The organism is Actinoplanes missouriensis 431, from assembly GCF_000284295.1.
Taxonomy (GTDB): Bacteria; Actinomycetota; Actinomycetes; order Mycobacteriales; family Micromonosporaceae; genus Actinoplanes; species Actinoplanes missouriensis.
The window spans coordinates 6,889,186-6,906,248 of sequence record NC_017093.1 but is presented as its reverse complement, the minus strand read 5'-3'; the positions used below and the strand labels follow the sequence as shown (position 1 = coordinate 6,906,248).

17 protein-coding genes are annotated in these 17,063 nt (G+C 70.7%); 9 read left to right on the top strand and 8 right to left on the bottom strand.

The window, feature by feature from the left end:
- Nucleotides 1-7 precede the first annotated feature (7 nt).
- The gene (locus tag AMIS_RS31645) at nucleotides 8-2,326 is read left to right on the top strand and encodes a HelD family protein (protein WP_157435143.1); all 2,319 of its coding nucleotides are present in this window, start codon (nucleotides 8-10) and stop codon (nucleotides 2,324-2,326) included.
- A 42-nt stretch (nucleotides 2,327-2,368) separates the two neighbouring features.
- Here the strand turns inward: AMIS_RS31645 and AMIS_RS31640 are convergent, their stop codons facing one another.
- The gene (locus AMIS_RS31640; protein WP_014446531.1) at nucleotides 2,369-2,869 is read right to left on the bottom strand and encodes a DUF456 domain-containing protein; all 501 of its coding nucleotides are present in this window, start codon (nucleotides 2,867-2,869) and stop codon (nucleotides 2,369-2,371) included.
- A gap of 182 nt (nucleotides 2,870-3,051) precedes the next feature.
- Between AMIS_RS31640 and AMIS_RS31635 the strand changes: the two genes are divergently transcribed.
- On the top strand, nucleotides 3,052-3,963 hold the full coding sequence (locus AMIS_RS31635; RefSeq protein WP_014446530.1) for a sigma-70 family RNA polymerase sigma factor: 912 nt from the start codon (nucleotides 3,052-3,054) through the stop codon (nucleotides 3,961-3,963).
- A gap of 177 nt (nucleotides 3,964-4,140) precedes the next feature.
- Here AMIS_RS31635 and AMIS_RS31630 read toward each other — a convergent pair whose 3' ends face one another.
- On the bottom strand, nucleotides 4,141-5,430 hold the full coding sequence (locus AMIS_RS31630) for a D-alanyl-D-alanine carboxypeptidase family protein (RefSeq protein ID WP_157435142.1): 1,290 nt from the start codon (nucleotides 5,428-5,430) through the stop codon (nucleotides 4,141-4,143).
- Entirely contained in the window at nucleotides 5,421-5,852 is a 432-nt protein-coding gene (locus AMIS_RS31625; RefSeq protein ID WP_014446528.1) for a hypothetical protein, read from the bottom strand. Before AMIS_RS31625 ends, AMIS_RS31630 begins: the two co-directional genes overlap by 10 nt.
- A gap of 189 nt (nucleotides 5,853-6,041) precedes the next feature.
- On the opposite strand from AMIS_RS31625, the gene AMIS_RS31620 reads away from it, so the two are divergent.
- Nucleotides 6,042-6,392 (top strand): histone-like nucleoid-structuring protein Lsr2, encoded by a 351-nt coding sequence (locus AMIS_RS31620; protein ID WP_014446527.1) that lies wholly within the window; start codon nucleotides 6,042-6,044, stop codon nucleotides 6,390-6,392.
- Nucleotides 6,393-6,494: 102 nt separating this feature from the next.
- Here the strand turns inward: AMIS_RS31620 and AMIS_RS31615 are convergent, their stop codons facing one another.
- From AMIS_RS31615 to AMIS_RS31600, 4 genes are all read right to left on the bottom strand, one after another.
- Nucleotides 6,495-7,376 carry an LLM class flavin-dependent oxidoreductase gene (locus AMIS_RS31615; protein ID WP_014446526.1) on the bottom strand — a complete coding sequence of 294 codons (882 nt, stop codon included), beginning with the start codon at nucleotides 7,374-7,376 and terminating at the stop codon, nucleotides 6,495-6,497.
- A 21-nt stretch (nucleotides 7,377-7,397) separates the two neighbouring features.
- Complete coding sequence (locus AMIS_RS31610; protein ID WP_014446525.1) at nucleotides 7,398-7,856, bottom strand: MarR family winged helix-turn-helix transcriptional regulator; 459 nt, start codon at nucleotides 7,854-7,856, stop codon at nucleotides 7,398-7,400.
- Nucleotides 7,857-7,930: 74 nt separating this feature from the next.
- Nucleotides 7,931-9,067 (bottom strand): PP2C family protein-serine/threonine phosphatase, encoded by a 1,137-nt coding sequence (locus tag AMIS_RS31605; RefSeq protein WP_041831489.1) that lies wholly within the window; start codon nucleotides 9,065-9,067, stop codon nucleotides 7,931-7,933.
- A 102-nt stretch (nucleotides 9,068-9,169) separates the two neighbouring features.
- Entirely contained in the window at nucleotides 9,170-9,568 is a 399-nt protein-coding gene (locus AMIS_RS31600) for an ATP-binding protein (protein WP_041830182.1), read from the bottom strand.
- Between the two features lie 132 nt (nucleotides 9,569-9,700).
- Between AMIS_RS31600 and AMIS_RS31595 the strand changes: the two genes are divergently transcribed.
- Together AMIS_RS31595 and fgd are read left to right on the top strand one after the other, a co-directional pair.
- On the top strand, nucleotides 9,701-11,551 hold the full coding sequence (locus tag AMIS_RS31595) for a sigma-70 family RNA polymerase sigma factor (RefSeq protein ID WP_041830181.1): 1,851 nt from the start codon (nucleotides 9,701-9,703) through the stop codon (nucleotides 11,549-11,551).
- Nucleotides 11,552-11,560: 9 nt separating this feature from the next.
- Nucleotides 11,561-12,583 (top strand): glucose-6-phosphate dehydrogenase (coenzyme-F420), encoded by a 1,023-nt coding sequence (gene fgd, locus AMIS_RS31590; protein ID WP_014446521.1) that lies wholly within the window; start codon nucleotides 11,561-11,563, stop codon nucleotides 12,581-12,583.
- Here fgd and AMIS_RS40970 read toward each other — a convergent pair.
- The gene (locus AMIS_RS40970) at nucleotides 12,580-13,731 is read right to left on the bottom strand and encodes a glycosyltransferase family 2 protein (protein WP_051042215.1); all 1,152 of its coding nucleotides are present in this window, start codon (nucleotides 13,729-13,731) and stop codon (nucleotides 12,580-12,582) included. The genes fgd and AMIS_RS40970 overlap by 4 nt on opposite strands.
- A gap of 239 nt (nucleotides 13,732-13,970) precedes the next feature.
- Between AMIS_RS40970 and AMIS_RS31580 the strand changes: the two genes are divergently transcribed.
- The 4 genes from AMIS_RS31580 to AMIS_RS31565 all read left to right on the top strand — a co-directional run bounded on the left by AMIS_RS31580 (nucleotide 13,971) and on the right by AMIS_RS31565 (nucleotide 17,059).
- Nucleotides 13,971-14,624, top strand: coding sequence for an HAD family hydrolase (locus AMIS_RS31580; RefSeq protein ID WP_014446519.1), 654 nt, complete (start codon nucleotides 13,971-13,973; stop codon nucleotides 14,622-14,624).
- Nucleotides 14,625-14,684: 60 nt separating this feature from the next.
- Nucleotides 14,685-16,361, top strand: coding sequence for a sodium:solute symporter family protein (locus tag AMIS_RS31575; protein WP_014446518.1), 1,677 nt, complete (start codon nucleotides 14,685-14,687; stop codon nucleotides 16,359-16,361).
- Nucleotides 16,362-16,371: 10 nt separating this feature from the next.
- The gene (locus AMIS_RS31570; RefSeq protein ID WP_014446517.1) at nucleotides 16,372-16,638 is read left to right on the top strand and encodes a hypothetical protein; all 267 of its coding nucleotides are present in this window, start codon (nucleotides 16,372-16,374) and stop codon (nucleotides 16,636-16,638) included.
- A gap of 169 nt (nucleotides 16,639-16,807) precedes the next feature.
- A complete protein-coding gene (locus AMIS_RS31565) occupies nucleotides 16,808-17,059 on the top strand; it encodes a hypothetical protein (protein WP_014446516.1) in 252 nt (83 codons plus the stop codon).
- Nucleotides 17,060-17,063: the final 4 nt, after the last annotated feature.

Below are 17,063 nucleotides of genomic sequence, written 5' to 3'. Positions count from 1 at the left end.
CGCCGGAATGATAGCACGAAAAGGGGCGACTTTGTCAAGCTCGGGCGCCGAGATCGATTCTGAACAGGCGTACTTGACCACGCTCTACGGGCGACTGGATCAGCTGCGTGAGCAGGCCGACAGCCGTTTGCGCAGCATCCTGCTGGAGGCCGGCGGCACGCCACAGGGGCGGGCCCAGCGCGAGGCCACCCGCAGCCACTATTCCGAACAGCTCGCGCAGTTCAATTCGGTGGAGAACGGTCTGTGCTTCGGCCGTCTCGACTTCTCAGCAGAAAATCCGCGTTATATCGGTCGTCTCGGCCTTTTCGCGGAGGATCGTGATCAGGACCCGCTGCTGGTCGACTGGCGGGCGCCCGCGGCCCGGCCGTTCTACCTCGCCACCGCGGTCCACCCGCTCGGCGTCACGCGGCGGCGTCACCTGCGCACCCGCGGCCGGGTCCTGACCGGCATCGACGACGAGGTGCTCGACATCTCGGCCGGCGACGGCACCGGCCGGGAGGACGTGACAGGTGAGGCGGCGCTGCTCTCCGCGCTCACCGCCAACCGCACCGGCCGGATGCGCGACATCGTCGAGACCATCCAGGCGGAACAGGACGAGGTGATCCGTTCCGGACTGCCCGGTGTGCTCGTCGTGCAGGGCGGCCCGGGCACCGGCAAGACCGCTGTCGCGCTGCATCGGGCGGCGTACCTGCTCTACACGTACCGGGAACAGCTGACCCGGTCCGGGGTTCTGATCCTCGGGCCGAACACCACGTTCCTGCGGTACATCTCCCAGGTGCTGCCGTCGCTCGCGGAGACCGGTGTGCTGCTCGCCACGCTCGGCGACATGTTCCCCGGCATCCGGGCCCGGGCCGTCGAGTCGCCGGCCACCTCGGCGCTCAAGGGCAGCCTGCACATGCTCGACGTGCTGGAGAACGCGGTCGCCGACCGGCAGACCGTGCCGGACGACTTCGTCGAGGTCGACCACGACGGGTACCCGGTGCGCATCGAGCGGGCCGTGCTGGAGGACGCCCGGTCCGTGGCCCGCCGCTCCGGCCGCCCGCACAACGTGGCCCGGCAGATCTTCGTGACCGAGGCGATCCACGCGCTGTCGCTGCAGATCGCCGAGCGGATCGGCGCCGACCCGCTCGGCGGTGACAACCTGCTCTCCGAGGCCGACCTCGCGGAGACCCGCCGTGAGCTGCGCGAGGACATCGACGTGCAGCAGGCGCTCTTCGAGTTCTGGCCGGTGCTCACCCCGCGTCAGGTGCTGCGCGACCTGCTCTCCGACGACACCCGGCTGGAATCGGCCGGTTGCACGGCCGGCGAGCGCGCCCTGCTGCTGCGCGCCCGCGACGCCGGCTGGGCGCCCGCCGACGTGCCGCTGCTCGACGAGCTCGCCGAGCTGCTCGGCATCGACGACACCCTGAAGGTCCGCGAGCAGCAGCGGCAGAGAAAAGCCGCGATCGAGTACGCGGAAGGTGTGCTCGAGATCGTCGAGGGTTCCCGTTCGCTGGACTTCGAGGACGAGGGCGCCGAGCGTGACGAGGTGCTCTCCGCGCTCGACGTGGTCGACGCGAGCTCGTTCGTCGAACGGCACGAGGTGATCGACACCCGGACCGCCGCGGAACGGGCCGCCGCGGACCGTACCTGGGTCTTCGGTCATGTGATCGTCGACGAGGCGCAGGAGCTCTCGCCGATGGCGTGGCGGCTGCTGATGCGGCGCTGCCCGAGCCGGTCGGTAACCGCCGTCGGCGACGTCGCGCAGACCTCCGAGCTCTCCGGCACCACGACGTGGGAGCAGGTCTTCGAGCCGTACGTGGCGCAGCGCTGGCGTCTCGTCGAGCTGACCGTCAACTACCGCACGCCGGCCGAGGTGATGGCGGTCGCGGCCGACGTGCTCGCCGCGGTCGACCCGAACCTGCGCCCGCCGCGCTCGGTCCGCTCGGCCGGCGTCACGCCGTGGGCACGCCGGGTGCCGCCGGTCACGCTCGCCGAGGAGCTGATCGCCGACGTACGCAAGGAGGCCGCCCTGATCGAGGAGGGCCGTCTCGGCGTGCTGGTGCCGGACGCGCTGGAGGGGTCCCTCGGCGAGGCTCTGGTCGCGGCGGTTCCCGGCGCGGCCGTGGGGGAGCAGCCCGACCTGCTCAACCACGTGGTGCTGATGACCGTGCGGCAGGCGAAGGGCCTGGAGTTCGACTCGGTGCTCGTCGTCGAACCGGGCGAGATCATCGCGGAGAGCCCGCGCGGTCTCTCCGACCTGTACGTGGCGGTCACCCGGGCGACCCGTCGCCTGGGCATCCTGTACACCGGTGAGCTGCCCGAGGTGCTGTCCAGCCTCGGCTGACGCCCTGGTTCCGCTCTTACCGCTTCGTTCCGCGCGGGCTTCTCATGCCGCCAGCAGACCGATCACCCAGGTGATCGCGATCGCCAGGGCCGCCGCCAGCTCCACGAGCAGCGACAGCCCGACCGCCGCGATCGCCGACCGGGTCGACGGCCAGGCCCGCGCGGAACCCAGCCGGTTCACCTCGACCAGCCAGACGCCGAGGACGAAACCGAGCACCAGGCCGATCACCGGCACCACGAAGAACCCGATCAGGCCGAGCACGCCGCCGGCCAGCAGCGCCGAGTTCGGCACGCCGGTGGTCTTCAGCTTCTTGCCCGGCCACAGGAACTTGATCACCAGGCCGGCGCCGGCGATCAGCGTGGCGACGCCGAGAACCGCCCACCGCACCGCCGCGCTGCCGTCGCCGAGCAGCGCCCAGAGCAGCACACCCGACCAGCTCAGCAACAGTCCGGGCAGCACCGGCAGCATCACGCCGATCGCCCCGATCGCGATCAGCAGGCCGGACAGGAGGGTGATCGCGCCACCGGTGTCGCTGAGATCCATGGCGCACAGCGTAGAACCCTCAAGCCGCCCGGCCCTCCGCCGATAGCTGGACAACGCCGCCGACGGTCCGCCGGGTACAACCGGCATGCAACTGTGCGTGACCCGGTCGTGCACCCTCCGCTCGCGAATCTTTCTCCTGTCAGCCGGTGCCGCAAGGCGCCGACACACACGGGGGAGACGACTTGACCAGCAACGTTGCTACCGCTGCCGACCTTGCCGCCACCACCGGCCCGGTGCTCACCGCCGCCGAGCAGGAGGAGCTGATCCGCACCCACATGCCGCTCGTCGGTCACCTGGTGCGGGACATGCTCAGCCGGATCCCCAATCACATCCACCGCGACGACCTGACCAGTGCCGGCCTGCACGCCCTGGTCACCGCGGCGCGTAGCTGGGACCCGGAGCGCGGCGTCCCGTTCAACCGGTTCGCCGGCACCCGGATCCGCGGCGCGCTCCTCGACGAGCTTCGCGCGCTGGACTGGGCGACCCGCTCGGTGCGGTCCAAGGCCCGTACCACCGACACCACGCGCCAGCAGCTCACCACCACGCTGGGCCGCACGCCGTCCGCGGACGAGCTGGCCCAGGCGCTCGGCACCACCACGACCGACCTGCAGCAGACCGACACCGACGTGCAGCGGGCGACGGTCCTCTCGCTGCAGGGCTTCACCACCAGCAGCGCCGACGACATGGTCACCGAGCGCGCGCCGGGCCCGGAGGAGATGCTGCTGCGCCGCGAGCAGATCGGCTACCTGCACCACGCGATCGCGTCGCTGCCGGAGCGCCTGCAGACCGTCGTCACCGAGTACTTCCTGCGGGAGCGCCCGATGGCCGACATCGCCGCCGACCTGGGCGTCACCGAGAGCCGGGTCAGCCAGCTGCGCGCCGAGGCCCTGTCGCTGCTCAAGGACGGCCTGAACACCCACCTCAACCCGGAGCTCGCGCCGGTGCCGGAGAACCCGGAGAGCATCGTGGCTCGCCGCCGCGCGTCCTACTACGCCAACATCGCGAACAACACGAGCATGCGCAGCCGCCTCGCGATGACCAACGAGCACGGCCACACCACGGTCGGCCGGGGCCTCGCCGCCGCGGCCGCCTGACCCACCCGTTCCGCATCGCGCGAAGGCCCGGCGTCCCCGAGACGCCGGGCCTGCCCGCGTGTCCGGCCCGCGCGTCTTCTCGCGTGCGTCCGTCCGCGTGTGGAGTGGGTGCACAGCGCGCCCGGACTCCACACACGCTCGGCTTTTCCCCGCTTGCGTGTGGAGTGGGGTGCGCGTTCAAAAGCGGCGGCTCAGTCTCCGGCGGCGGCGCTGGATCAGCAGCAGGAGCAGCGGCGCCACGGCGAGCATCACCGCCACCGTGAGCGCGGCCGCCACCGACAACCCGCGCGGCGCGTCCTGCTGCGCTGCCGGCACCGTCTCGTCGATGGCCGGTTCCGGCGCGTCGGCCGCCGGCGCCTTCGTGCTCTCGGCGATCTCCTCGGGAGTGACCAGGCTGCCGACCGAGGTGCCCTTCGGCAGCGAGAATCCCCAGTCGAGCAGCGCCGCACCCTGCTCCCAGCCCCGCTGCGGCCGGGCTTCGGCGCCGAGCAGCGTGGCGACCAGCCGGCGCCCGCCGCGTTCTGCCGCGCCCACGTAGCTGTGCCGGGCGACCGTCGTGAACCCGGTCTTGCCGCCCATCGCCCCGGGGTAGTTGTAGATCAGCTTGTTCTCGTTCTGGAACTGGAAGCCGCCGACCTTCGGTGACTTCTGCGCGGGCATCTGCGCGACCTTGGTCAGCGCGTACTTACGGAAGTCGGCGTTCTCGAAGCACACCCGGGCGATCAGCGCGAGATCGTACGCGCTGGTGAACTGCCCCTTGCCGTCCAATCCGGACGGTGTGACGGCGTGCGTCTGGTACGCGCCGATCGACTTCGCGAGGGCGTTCATCGCGTCGACGGTCTTGGTGACGCCGTCCGTGCCGCCGCCACCGGCCATCCGGGCCAGCGCGTTCGCGGCGTCGTTGCCGGAGTTGAGCAGCAGGCCCAGCCAGAGCGTGGAGATCTGGTACTTGCCGCCGACCACGAGACCGACAGCCGAGCTGCCGGGTTCGATGTCGAGGTCGCCGCGGGTGACGGTGACCTGCTTCTTCGGGTCGAGGTCGGCGATCGCGGTCGCGGCGAGCAGCATCTTCTGCACGCTGGCCGGGGTCTGGTGCACGTGCGGGCCGCAGGCGCCGAGCACCTCGCCGGTGTCCAGGTCGGCGACCATCCAGGTGGTGGCGGTGAGCGCCGGGGGGTTCTTGGCGCCGTCCGGGATGACCAGCCCGTGGGTGGCGAGGTCCGCGCCGCCGACCGCCATCTGCTCGGCGTTCTCGGGCGGCGGGGTGGGCCGGGGCGGGGCACTCGGCTTGGCGATCTTCGGCTTCGGGCACGGGATCTCCGCGCGTGACCCGGCCACGGCCGGCACGATTCCGGTGCGTGACCCGGCCACGGCCGGCACGATTCCCGCGCGTGACCCGGCCACGGCCGGCACGGGGGTGAACAGGAGCACGATGGCGCTCAGGGCCGCAATGATCTTCACGGCCAACGGGCTCCCGCCTCCAAGCGCCGGTCCAGCAATTGCCTCAACGGAATCGGGTCCCCGTCGCCGCCGCCCGCTCCGACGATCAGCCGGGCCCGGCTCGGTGACAGATCGGCGCCGGCGAATCGGGCGCGCAGTGAGGGCGGGACGGTGAGGATGTAGTACTCCCCGTCCTCGCCGACGGCGATCGACCGGTCGGACTTGAGGTACCACCCGCGGACGTGTGTCTTGTAGGTGGAGCGTCCGTCCAGTGTGCGGGCGCTGAGCAGGTGCGGGTCGAGGCCACGCTCCGCGGCGGCGCGCACGAAGCTGTCCAGCAACGCCTCCGCCTGCCGGGCCTCCGCCGCGCGGTCCGCCTCGAGGGCTGCCGCGCGACCGGCCACGGCCAGCTTCTGCTGCTCCCGCCAGGCGACCTGCTCGTCCTGCATGGGCCAGACCCTAACGCGAGAGCCGGGGCCTCGGTCAACCCGGGCTTTCTCGCCGATTCGGCGCTATTACCGGGTCGCTATTCGGTAAAGAAGCACAGAAAGAATTGCCGGATCGCGGTGGGGAGTTGCGCCATGTGCCAGTCGCGAGCGAGACTGGGCGCGGTTGATTAATTTCTCTCGGGAGTCGTTATGGCGCGGCAGGTAATCACCACCCTGATCGACGATCTGGACGGCAAGAAGGCGGATCGGACGGTCGAGTTCAGTCTCGATGGCGTCAGCTACACGATCGACCTTTCCGAGGCCAATGCCGGAAAGCTGCGTAAGGTGCTGGATCCGTACATCACGGCCGGCACTCGGCTGGGCCGGACCACGAGTGCCCGGATCGGCTCGCGTGCGGCGGCGCCGGCCCGCACCGCCGGCTCGCGCGACGAGAACCGGTTGATCCGCGAGTGGGCGATCCGTAACGGGCACAAAATCTCCGAGCGGGGCCGCATTCCGCAGGAGGTAAGCAACGCGTACCGGGCGGCGAACGGCCGCTGATTCACCACGTGATGCCGTGCCGGTGCCGCGCCACCGGCACGGCATCCGTGAGAAATCCCACTGAGCGCGTCCGAATTGGACAAGAAGTGCCTGTAAAGGCACTTAACCTAAACGGATGCCGGGCAGCTCGGCGGCGACCGCTTCGAGCACCTTCTCGTCCCCGGCGTACCAGCTCGACTCCCGGGGCCAATGCGTGATCACATCGGTGAATCCCAGCTCCCGGGCCCGGCCCACGGCGTCGGCGAACGCGCCCACGCTGCTCATTGAGTAAACCGGCGACGTGTCGAGGTTGAGATAGCGATCCACCTCGTCCGCCGGCCGGCCGGCCGCGTCGAGAGCGGCCTCGAACCTGTCCCGCGCCTTACGGATCGACGCCCACCATTCCTCGGCGGTGTCGAGATAGGCGTCGCCGGTGGTGACCCAGCCCTCGCCGTACTTCGCGGCCAGCCTCAGCGCCCGCGGCCCGCCCGCGGCCACCACGAACGGCGGCCGGGGAAGCTGGACCGGCCCGGGGATGCTGCGGGCGTCCACCGCGGAGAACCATGACCCGGACCACGTCGTTGACGGGTTGCGCAGGATCGTGTCGAACAGCTCCAGGAACTCGGCGAACCGGTCGACCCGCTGGCGCGGGGTGAGCTCCGGCTGCCCGAGCACCGCCGAGTCGAAGCCGATGCCGCCGGCGCCGAGGCCGAGCAGCAACCGGCCGCCGGAGATGTCGTCGAGCGCCAGCGCCTCGCGGGCGAAGTGCACCGGGTGCCGGAAGTTCGGCGAGGCGACGTAGGTGCCCAGCCTGATCCGCTCCGTGACGGCCGCCGCGGCGGTCAGCGTCGGGACGGCGTCGAACCAGGGGCCGTCGGCCAGGTCACGCCAGCCGAGGTGGTCATAGGTCCAGGCGTGGTCGAAACCGTACTCCTCGGCGAGACGCCAGCGTTCGCGGGATTCGGACCAGCGCTGGTCAGGGAGGATGACGATGCCGATACGCACAGCGAAAGCGTACTCGTGCGGTCAGGCGGACTTCAGGCTGCCGTCCGCCTCGGCCGCGTTCGCCGCCTCCCCGAAGCTCTGCAACGCCTTCAGCAGGTCGGCGCGGGCGGCCGGCGGCATCCGGTCGAGCACCTCGCCGAGCGCCTGCCGGCGGCGGTCGCGCAGGTCGGCGAGGAGCCGGCGGGCGGCGGGGGTGAGCAGCAACCGCACCTCCCGGCGGTCCCGGGGGTCGGCGACGCGGCGCAGCAGACCGGTCGCCTCCAGCCTGTCGCAGAGCCGGCTGGCCGACGACGGCACCACGTCGAGCGCCTCCGCGAGCCGGCTCATGTTGGTGTGCCGGGTGCCGGCCACGATGGTGAGCACCCGCAGCTGGGCCGGCGGCACCATCGGCGTCTGCGCCAGGCGGGCACGATCGAGGACGGCCGTCAGCGCCTCCACCGACGACTCGATGGCCGCGGCTAGCTCGTTGGCGCGTTCCATGCCGATCCCCGTTGTCGAAGTCGCGGACCCGTGAGTCTGCAGTTCTACCCGACGGACCGCCTGTCGAATCGGTGTCAGCGCCGCCAGTCGAGACACACTGTCACGGCATCGTCCTCGGGCTCGGCGCCGGCGTGGTAGTCGTGCAGACTTCTCATCACGGTACCCACTGCCTCGGTAGCCGGCTGCAACCGTGTCCGTCGAATCGCTGTGACCAGGGCGGACTCGCCGAACGGTGAACGGCCGCCGGGCACCGCGGCGTGCACGCCGTCACTGACCACGAGCATCCGGTCGCCGGGTTCGAGCCGGAACCGCTGGATCTCGTAGTGCGCCTCGGGAAACATGCCGAACGGCAGCTGCTGCTCCAGCTCCACCGCCTCGATCTCGCCGTCCCGGGCGATCAGGCAGCGTGGCGACCCGGCGTCGACCGCCGCGACCTGCCCGCTGACCAGGTCCACCTCGAGCAGCAGGGTGGCGACGTGCGCGGCGCCGGCCCGGCGGGCGTGCACCGCGTCGGAGGCCAGCTCGGCCTGCTCGACGATGTCGGCGCCGCAGCGCCGGGCGTTGCGCATCGCGTTGACGGCGACGGTGGTGAGCAGGGAGGCCTCCATGCCGTCACCGAATCCGTTCAGCACGGTGAGCGTCAGCCGCTCGCCGTCCAGCGCCCAGTCGAAGTGGTCGCCGCGAACGTCGTACGCCGGATCGAGCTGTCCCGCCACGAGGAACCGCTCGTCACCCAGTGACCGCCCGGGCAGCAGCTCCCACTGCAGTTCGGCGGCCATGGTGAGCCGCGCCCGGCGCTGTGCCCGGCGGTACCGATCGGTGCTCGTGTCGGCGGCCCGCAGCGCGGTGGCCAGCTCGTCGGCGGCCGCGGCCAGCTGCTCGGCGACCTCCGGCTCCGGTGGGGACGGCAGGTCTAGCCGCAGCACCCCGATCCGCTCACCCCAGCAGGTCAGCGGCAGGTGCACCCGGCTCGCGCCGTTCGCGGTGGTCGAGGTGGCGGTCCGCTGGCTGCCGAGGCAGCGCAGCGCGGCGGGGTCCGGGTTCGTCCCGTTGATCAGCGGGCAGAGCGAGGACTGGGTCAGGTCGGCGAGGAACACCTCGACCGGCTCGGCCCCGAAGCGGTTGCGCAGATGGTCGGCGGCCACTTCGGGAAGACGGTCGGGTGACGCCGCACGCAGCGAGACGCCGAGTGCGACCGGTTGGTCGGACACCTCCACACTCCTCCCCAGTCAAAGACGGACAGGTATTTGTTATACGGCAAGCAAATTTTACGCCGGACAGGCCACTGGCCCGTCCGGCGTCGGGTAGAAGGGTCAGGCGAAGGATTTCTCGAAGTGGATGAGACTTCCGGTACGAGCGCTCGACTGCATCCGCACGTTCTCGCCGAGTGCCCGGATCAGGAAGAGGCCACGCCCCCGCTCGCTGTCGGAGGTGGGGGTCTCGGCGCTCATCGCGGCGGCGTCGAAGCCGGAACCCTCGTCGACCACGTCGATCGAGCAGCGGTCCTGACCGACGTCGAGGCGTACCTCGAAGTTCTCCGCGCCGGTGGCGTGCTTCACCACGTTGGCGCACGCCTCGGTGAGCGCGATCTCCAGATCCGTGCCGGCCTGACGATCCACTCGCAGGATCGTCAGCGCGCATCGCAACAGTCGGCGCACGGCGGGGACGCTGTCCACCTCGCGCGGCAGATTGAGCCGGACCGACATACGCATGCGCTTTCTGTGCCCGGTCGGGCCGTCCGCTAACCACGGGCCCGCAAGCCGCTCCCCGATTCGTGTTATCCATGGCCTGCGCGCACGTCTCCCTATCCGGTGGACGCGTGCATGCCCAGGAAAGGCGGTTTCATGGCTCGACAACCCGACCTCGCGACGGTGATCGCCGCCCGCGCCGGGGACCCGGCCGCCGTGGACCGCCTGGTCGCCGGATACCTGCCGCTGGTCTACACCATCGTGGGCCGCGCGCTGGAGGGTCACGCGGACGTCGACGACGTGGTCCAGGAAGTCATGATCCGGGTCCTGCGCAACCTCGGCGAGCTGCGCGAACCCGAGTCCTTCCGCTCGTGGCTGGTGGCCATCACGGTCCGCCAGGTGCGCGAGCGGTTCCGCAGCCGGCACAGCGCGCCGGACGAGCTCCTCGACGCCGACCTGCGCGATCCGGGCGCCGATTTCACCGATCTGGCGATCACCCGCCTGGAGCTCTCCGGTCAGCGCCGGGAGACCGCCGAGGCGACCCGCTGGCTGGACGAGGAGAACCGGGAGCTGCTCTCGCTCTGGTGGCTCGAGGCGTCCGGCGAGCTCACCCGGGACGAGATCGTGGACGCGACGGGCGTCGGCCGTCAGCACGCCGCGGTGCGCATCCAGCGGATGAAGCTGCAGCTGGAGACGGCCCGGGCGGTGGTCCGGGCGCTGCACCGCGCACCCCGCTGCGCGGATCTGGACGCCCTGCTCATCTCGTGGGACGGCCGGCCCGGCCCGCTCTGGCGCAAACGGATCGCCCGGCACACCCGCGAGTGCGGCGTCTGCGCCTCCGCCTGGCACGATCTGATCGCCGCCGAGCGGCTCCTGGCGGGCATGGCCCTGGTGCCTCTGCCGCCGGCTTACTTCACCACCCTTTCCGGTACGCCCGCAGCTGCCCCCACCGCATCCCCCACCGTCACGGTGAGTCTTCCGGCGAAGGCGGGCGGCTCGCTGGCGCAGAAGGCGCTCGCCGGGATGCTCGCCGCGACGGCGGTCGCCGGGGGTGCCGCGCTCGTCGTCGCCGACCGGGAGTCGCCGCCACCTGCCGCACGGGTCGCCGTGGCCGAGCCCGTGGCCCTGCCCGCCTCCCCGTCGCCGGCACCGTCCGTCTCGGCGCCGCCGTCGCTCGCGCCGTCGGTCGCGCCGTCCCGCTCACCGTCCCGGCCGCCCTCACCGCAACCCTCCCGCAAGCCGTCCACCGCGCCGCCCGTCACCACCGGGACCTCCGTGAAGAAGGGCGCCGCCGTCTGGACGTTCACCGGGTCGAAAGCGGCCCTGAAGGACGTCGGCGCCTCCTGGTACTACGACTGGGGACCCAGCGACGACGACGTGCCCGGCCCGGCCGGCGTCGCGTTCGTACCGATGATCTGGGGCGCCGCGAATGTCACCACCGCCACCCTGAAGCAGGCTGCGGCCGAGGGCGACGACTGGCTGCTCGGTTTCAACGAGCCGGACCTGGCCGAGCAGTCGAACATGACCGTCGAGGCCGCCCTGGACGCCTGGCCGAAACTGGAGGCGACCGGGATGAAGCTGGTCAGCCCCGCCGTCGCGTTCGGTGGGGACACCGCCGGCGGCTGGCTGGACCGCTTCATGACCGGCGCGTCCGAGCGGGGCCTGCGGGTCGACGCGATCGCCCTGCACTGGTACGGCTCCGACTTCAGCAAGGCCGCGGTGAACCAGTTCCTGGGGTACGTCGACGCGGTGCACCAGCGCTACGGCAAACCGATCTGGATCACCGAGTTCGGGCTGATCGACTTCGGTGGGTCCCCGCGCTATCCCAGTGACGCCCAGAAGGTCGCCTTCATCAAGGGCGCCACGGCCGGCCTGGAGAAACGCAGGTTCGTCGCCCGGTACGCCTGGTTCGGCCTGCCCGCCGTCGGCGACAGCGCCGACTTCGGGCTTTACAAAGATGGGAAGACCCCCACCGAGGCGGGCAAGGCGTACCGTGCCGCGGGATAGTCTCGTTTCATGATTCGGTTCGGGTACAAGGCGTCGGCCGAGCAGTTCGCACCGGCTGAGCTGCTCAAGTACGGCATTCTCGCGGAGGAGTCGGGTTTCGACTCGGTCTTCGTCAGTGATCACCTGCAGCCGTGGCGGCACGACGGCGGGCACGCTCCGGCGGCCCTCCCATGGCTGGGGGCGCTCGCCGCCCGTACCCAGAAGGTTCTGATCGGCACCAGCGTGCTGACGCCGACGTTCCGTTACCACCCGGCCGTGGTCGCGCAGGCGTTCGCGACGCTGGGCTGCCTCGCGCCGGGCCGCGCCATCCTCGGCGTCGGCTCCGGCGAGTCGCTCAACGAGGTGCTGCTCGGCACCGCGTGGCCGGACGGCAAGGAGCGGTTCGCCCGGCTCAAGGAGGCGGTCCTGCTGATCCAGAAGCTGTGGGCCGAGGACCGGGTCACGTACGAAGGCCAGTTCTACAAGACCGAGAACGCCACGATCTACGACAAGCCGGAGACGCCCGTCCCGATCTACATCGGCGCGTCCGGCCCGGCCGCGACCCGGCTCGCCGGCCGGATCGCCGACGGCTTCATCACGACCAGCGGCAAGGGGCACGGTCTCTACACCGACACGCTGCTGCCCGCGGTCAAGGAGGGCGCCGAGAAGGCCGGGCGCGCCATCGACGACCTGGACCTGATGATCGAGGTGAAGGTCTCCTTCGACGACGACATCGAGCGGGCCCGCAACGACACCCATTACTGGGGTGCGCTCGCCCTCTCCCCGGAGGAGAAGACCGGCGTCGAGGACCCGATCGAGATGCAGCGTCTCGCCGACGCCCTCCCGGTGGACCGGACCGTCTCCCGCTGGATCGTCTCCTCCGACCCGGCCGAGCACGCCGCGAAGGTCGCCGAGTACCTCGACATGGGCTTCAAGCACCTGGTCTTCCACGCCCCGGGGCCGGACCAGGAGCGCTTCCTGCGCCTCTACTCCACGGAGATCCTCCCGCACCTCCGCTCCCGCGCCCAGCCTTCGGCGCCCCCGGTGAGCTAGACCGAGCGCAGGTGGTCGTTGCGGCGGGGGGACGGGCCGGTTCCCTCGCCGTTGATCACGCGGAGGTTGGGGCGGGCGGAACCGGTGTCGCGGGCGCTCTGGTCGCGCCAGCGGCGGCGGGTGAGGTTCTCCGCCGGGTCGAGTTTCGGCTTGCCCCGGCCTCGCCCCGCGAACCGGAGGTCGGCGTTTCCGGTGGCGCGGGTCCGTTCGGCGGGGCGGCGGTCGGTGAAACCTCGGTCGCCGGGGAGCAGGCCGCTGTTGGGAAGGTCAGCCGACGCGGTGGTCCGGCGCTGATTCGGCGCCGGCCAGGCCGGACCGGAAGCCCCGGCCGCGCGGGAGGCCCCGGCCGCGCGGGAGGCCCCGGCCGCGCGGGAGGCCCCGGCCGCGCGGGAAGCCCCGGCCGTGTGGGAAACCCCGGCCGTGTGGGAGACCCCGCCGCGAGCGTCGGCTGAGTGGTGGGGCGGGTTCAGCGGGGCTCGGCCGGTCAGCACCACGATGCTCTCCGGTGCGCCGGCGCGGGCGGCCCGGCGGCGGGCCGCGTACTCGGCCACCAGGGCTCGCGCGGCGGTGAGCAGCGGCGTTCCGGCCACCCGCGGATGAACGGTGGTCGGCACCTCGGCGCCGTGCAGGCCGGACGTGGCGATCCGGACGGCGAGCAGCGCCTCGATCTCCGGCCCGTCGCCGCGGACCGGGTCGAAGCCGGTGATCACCGGCAGGCCGAGCCGGGTGGCGCTGTCCCGCCAGAAGGCACGATATCCGTGACCGGGGTCGCTGGGCCGGCAGCCGAAGAGCACCCGCAGGAACCAGAGCAGCACCCGGTCGAGCACGCCGGGACGGCCGGACAGGTAACGGGAGCCGTGCACCACGTCGGCGCCCTCGCGCAGTGCGGCCAGCAGGCGGGGCATCTCGGCCGGGTCGCAGGAGCCGTCGCCGGGGAGCGTCACGACGATGTCGCCGGTGCTGGCGTCCACCCCGCAGGCCACGGCGTTGCCGACGCCGGACCGGGTCTGCCGGATCATCCGGGGCGAGCGGGGGAGCGCGCGGGTGGTGTCCTCGCCGCGACCGACCACGACGATCACCTCGTCGGCCGGTGGCAGCGCGCGCAGCAGCACGGGCAGGTTCGCCGGGTCGCCGGCCGGGATCACCACGCTTACGGAGGGTGACGCCGGACGGTTACCCGCGGTGGCGCGGTCACGCGGTGAAACTGGCATGGTGCGACGGCTCCCGGCTCGGCTGCGGTGCAGTGCCGAAGCTACCTGCCTGCAACCCCGCAGCAACCGGGCCTAACGGTTGATAGTGATCATCTCAGCGGCCGGAACAGGACCCCCTACCCCCTGTGCGGTTGTGGCGCGGTTACCCACCGTACACATGGGGTAGGGTTTTCGATGTGAGTGTCAAAGCTGTGGTGTTCGATCTGGATGGCGTGATCATCGATACCGAGGAGGTCTGGGAGGAGGTCCGGCGCGGCTATGTGGCCGAGTTCGGGCGTGAGTTCCTGCCGGACAGCCAGGACCGGATGATGGGCATGAGCACCGGCGAGTGGTCGGCGCACCTGGCCGACGAGGTGGGCGTGCCGCGCACCGCCGAGCAGGTGGCGGCGGACGTGCTCGGGCGGATGGCGGAGCGGTACCGCGAGGCGCTGCCGCTGATCCCCGGCTCGGTCGAGGTTGTCCGCTCCCTGCGGCAGGGTTACCGGCTGGCGCTGGCCAGCTCGTCCGCGCGGATCCTGATCGACCAGGTGCTCCAGACCGCCGGGCTGACCGGCGCGTTCGAGGTGACGCTCTCCACCGAGGAGGTGCCGCGCGGCAAGCCGGCGCCGGATGTCTACCTGACCGCTGTCGCGAAGATGGGCCTCACCCCGGCGGACTGCGCGGCGATCGAGGACTCCAGCAACGGTCTGCGGTCGGCCGCCGCGGCCGGTCTCACGGTGATCGCGGTGCCGCACGGCGTCTACCCGCCGGCGGCCGACGCCCTCGCCGGGGCGAGCCGGGTGGTCGGCACCATCACCGAGGTCACACCGGAGATGATCGCCACGCTGTGAGTTTCGTGTGAAAAATCTTCGATCTGGGCATAGCACGGGCCGACCAATGGAGGTGGGCCCGTGCGAACACTGGCTGCAGAGGGTCTTCGGCTGGATGTGGGCATCGTCGATTACCTGATTCTCACTCTTTACTTCGTCACGGTGCTAGGGATCGGATTCGCCGCCCGCCGTGCGATCAAGAGCAGTGCCGACTTCTTCCTGTCCGGGCGGTCGATGCCTGCCTGGGTGACCGGTCTGGCCTTCGTCTCGGCCAACCTGGGCGCCCTGGAAATCATCGGCATGGCCGCCAACGGCGCCGAGTACGGCCTGATGACGCTCCACTACTACTGGGTCGGCGCGGTGCCGGCCATGGTGTTCCTCGGCATCGTGATGATGCCGTTCTACTACGGCTCCAAGGTGCACAGCGTCCCCGAGTTCCTGCGGCGGCGCTTCAACCGGCCCACCCACCTCTTCAACGCGCTGAGCTTCGCGCTCGCGCAGGTGCTGATCGCCGGCGTGAACCTGTACGCCCTGGCTCTGATCCTGCAGGCCCTGCTGGGCTGGCCGCTCTGGCTGTCGATCGTGATCGGCGCGGCGATCGTGCTGATCTACATCACGCTCGGCGGTCTCTCCTCGGCGATCTACAACGAGGTGCTGCAGTTCTTCGTCATCCTGGCCGGTCTGATCCCGATCACCGTGGTCGGCCTGGTCAAGGTCGGCGGCATCGACGGCCTGATGGAGAAGGTCCGGGAGAGTCCGCTCGGCGAAGCCGGCCTGCACACCTTCGCGGACACCGCCGGCACCGGGAACCCGCTCGGCGCGAACTGGATCGGCATCATCTTCGGTCTCGGTTTCGTGCTCTCCTTCGGGTACTGGACGACGAACTTCGCCGAGGTGCAGCGTGCGCTCAGCGCCAAGGACATGAGCGCGGCCCGGCGTACGCCGATCATCGGCGCCTTCCCGAAGCTGCTGATCCCGGCCGTGACCGTCATCCCCGGCCTGATCGCCCTGGTCACGGTCAAGGGCCTCGGCGCGGAGAACGGCGACCTGGTCTACAACAACGCCATCCCGCTGCTGATGCGTGACCTGCTGCCGAACGGCGTGCTCGGTGTCGCGGTGACGGGTCTGATCGCCTCCTTCATGGCCGGCATGGCGGCCAACGTGAGCGGTTTCAACACCGTCTTCACGTACGACATCTGGCGCGCCTACATCCGCAAGGACCGGGACGACGCCCACTACATCCGGGTCGGCCGGATCGCCACGATCGGCGGTGTGCTGGTCGGCATCGGCACCGCGTTCATCGCGGCCGGCTTCTCCAACATCATGAACTACATCCAGGCGCTGTTCAGCCTCTTCAACGCGCCCCTGTTCGCGACGTTCATCGTCGGCATGTTCTGGAAGAAGATGACGCCGTGGGCCGGTTTCTGGTCCCTGCTGCTCGGCTTCCTGGCCTCCCTGACGCTGTACATCGGCCACCTCACCGACGTCTTCCACTTCAACTCCGACCTGGAGGAGAGCTTCTGGGGCGCCGGCGCCGCGTTCCTGACCGCGGTCGTGGTCGCGGTGGTGGTCACCGTCGTCACGCGGGGCACCAGCAAGTCCGACGACGAGCTGCGCGGCCTGGTCTACGGGCTGGGCGGCCAGTCCACCTCCAGTGACGTGATCATCTCCGGCGAGCGGGTCTGGTGGCGCAACCCGGTGCTGCTCGGCACGCTCGCGCTGGTCCTGGCCGTCGTCCTGTACATCCCGGTCTGGTGAGGAGCCGACGATGAGTGAACCGACTTCCGGAAAGAACAAACTCTTCGACGTACGCCTGGTGATCGGTGGCCTGTTCGTCGTCTACGGCGTGATCGTCACGACGCTCGGGATCTTCGACAGCCAGGCCGAGATCGACAAGGCCGAGGGCGTCCGGATCAACCTCTGGATGGGCCTCGCGATGCTCGCCCTGGGCGCGTTCTTCCTGATCTGGCTGCGTCTCAACCCGCCCAAGCCGGTGCCGGCGCAGCCCGAGGAGGAGTCCGGCCCGGCCCAGTGATGGCCGGGCGGTCCGATGGCCGGGCGGTCCGTTGGCTGGGCGGTCTGATGGCCGGGCGGTCCGTTGGCCGGGCGGTTTGATGGCCAGGGCGGTGTGCCCGGGTTGCGGTCGTGTTGCACAGGGTCCTCATATCTTCAAGACAGCTACCTGTGCGTCCGATAACCCGGGCATGGAAGCCCTCTCCGCACTGAGCGGCCTCACCTCGGGAGGCCGCCGCTCACCCGGCTGGCAGGTACAGCTCCGGGTCGACTACGTCGTCAACCAGGTCATGAAGTCCCACCGTGGGCAGAGCGAGGACGTGATCAAGCAGGAGATCAAGGATCAGCTCAGGGTGTACGGCGTGGTGCCCAACAAGCGTCAGATCGAGCAGTACGCGCACGCCATCTCGGCCCTGCCCCAACTCCCTCCGTCCCATCGGTAACCGT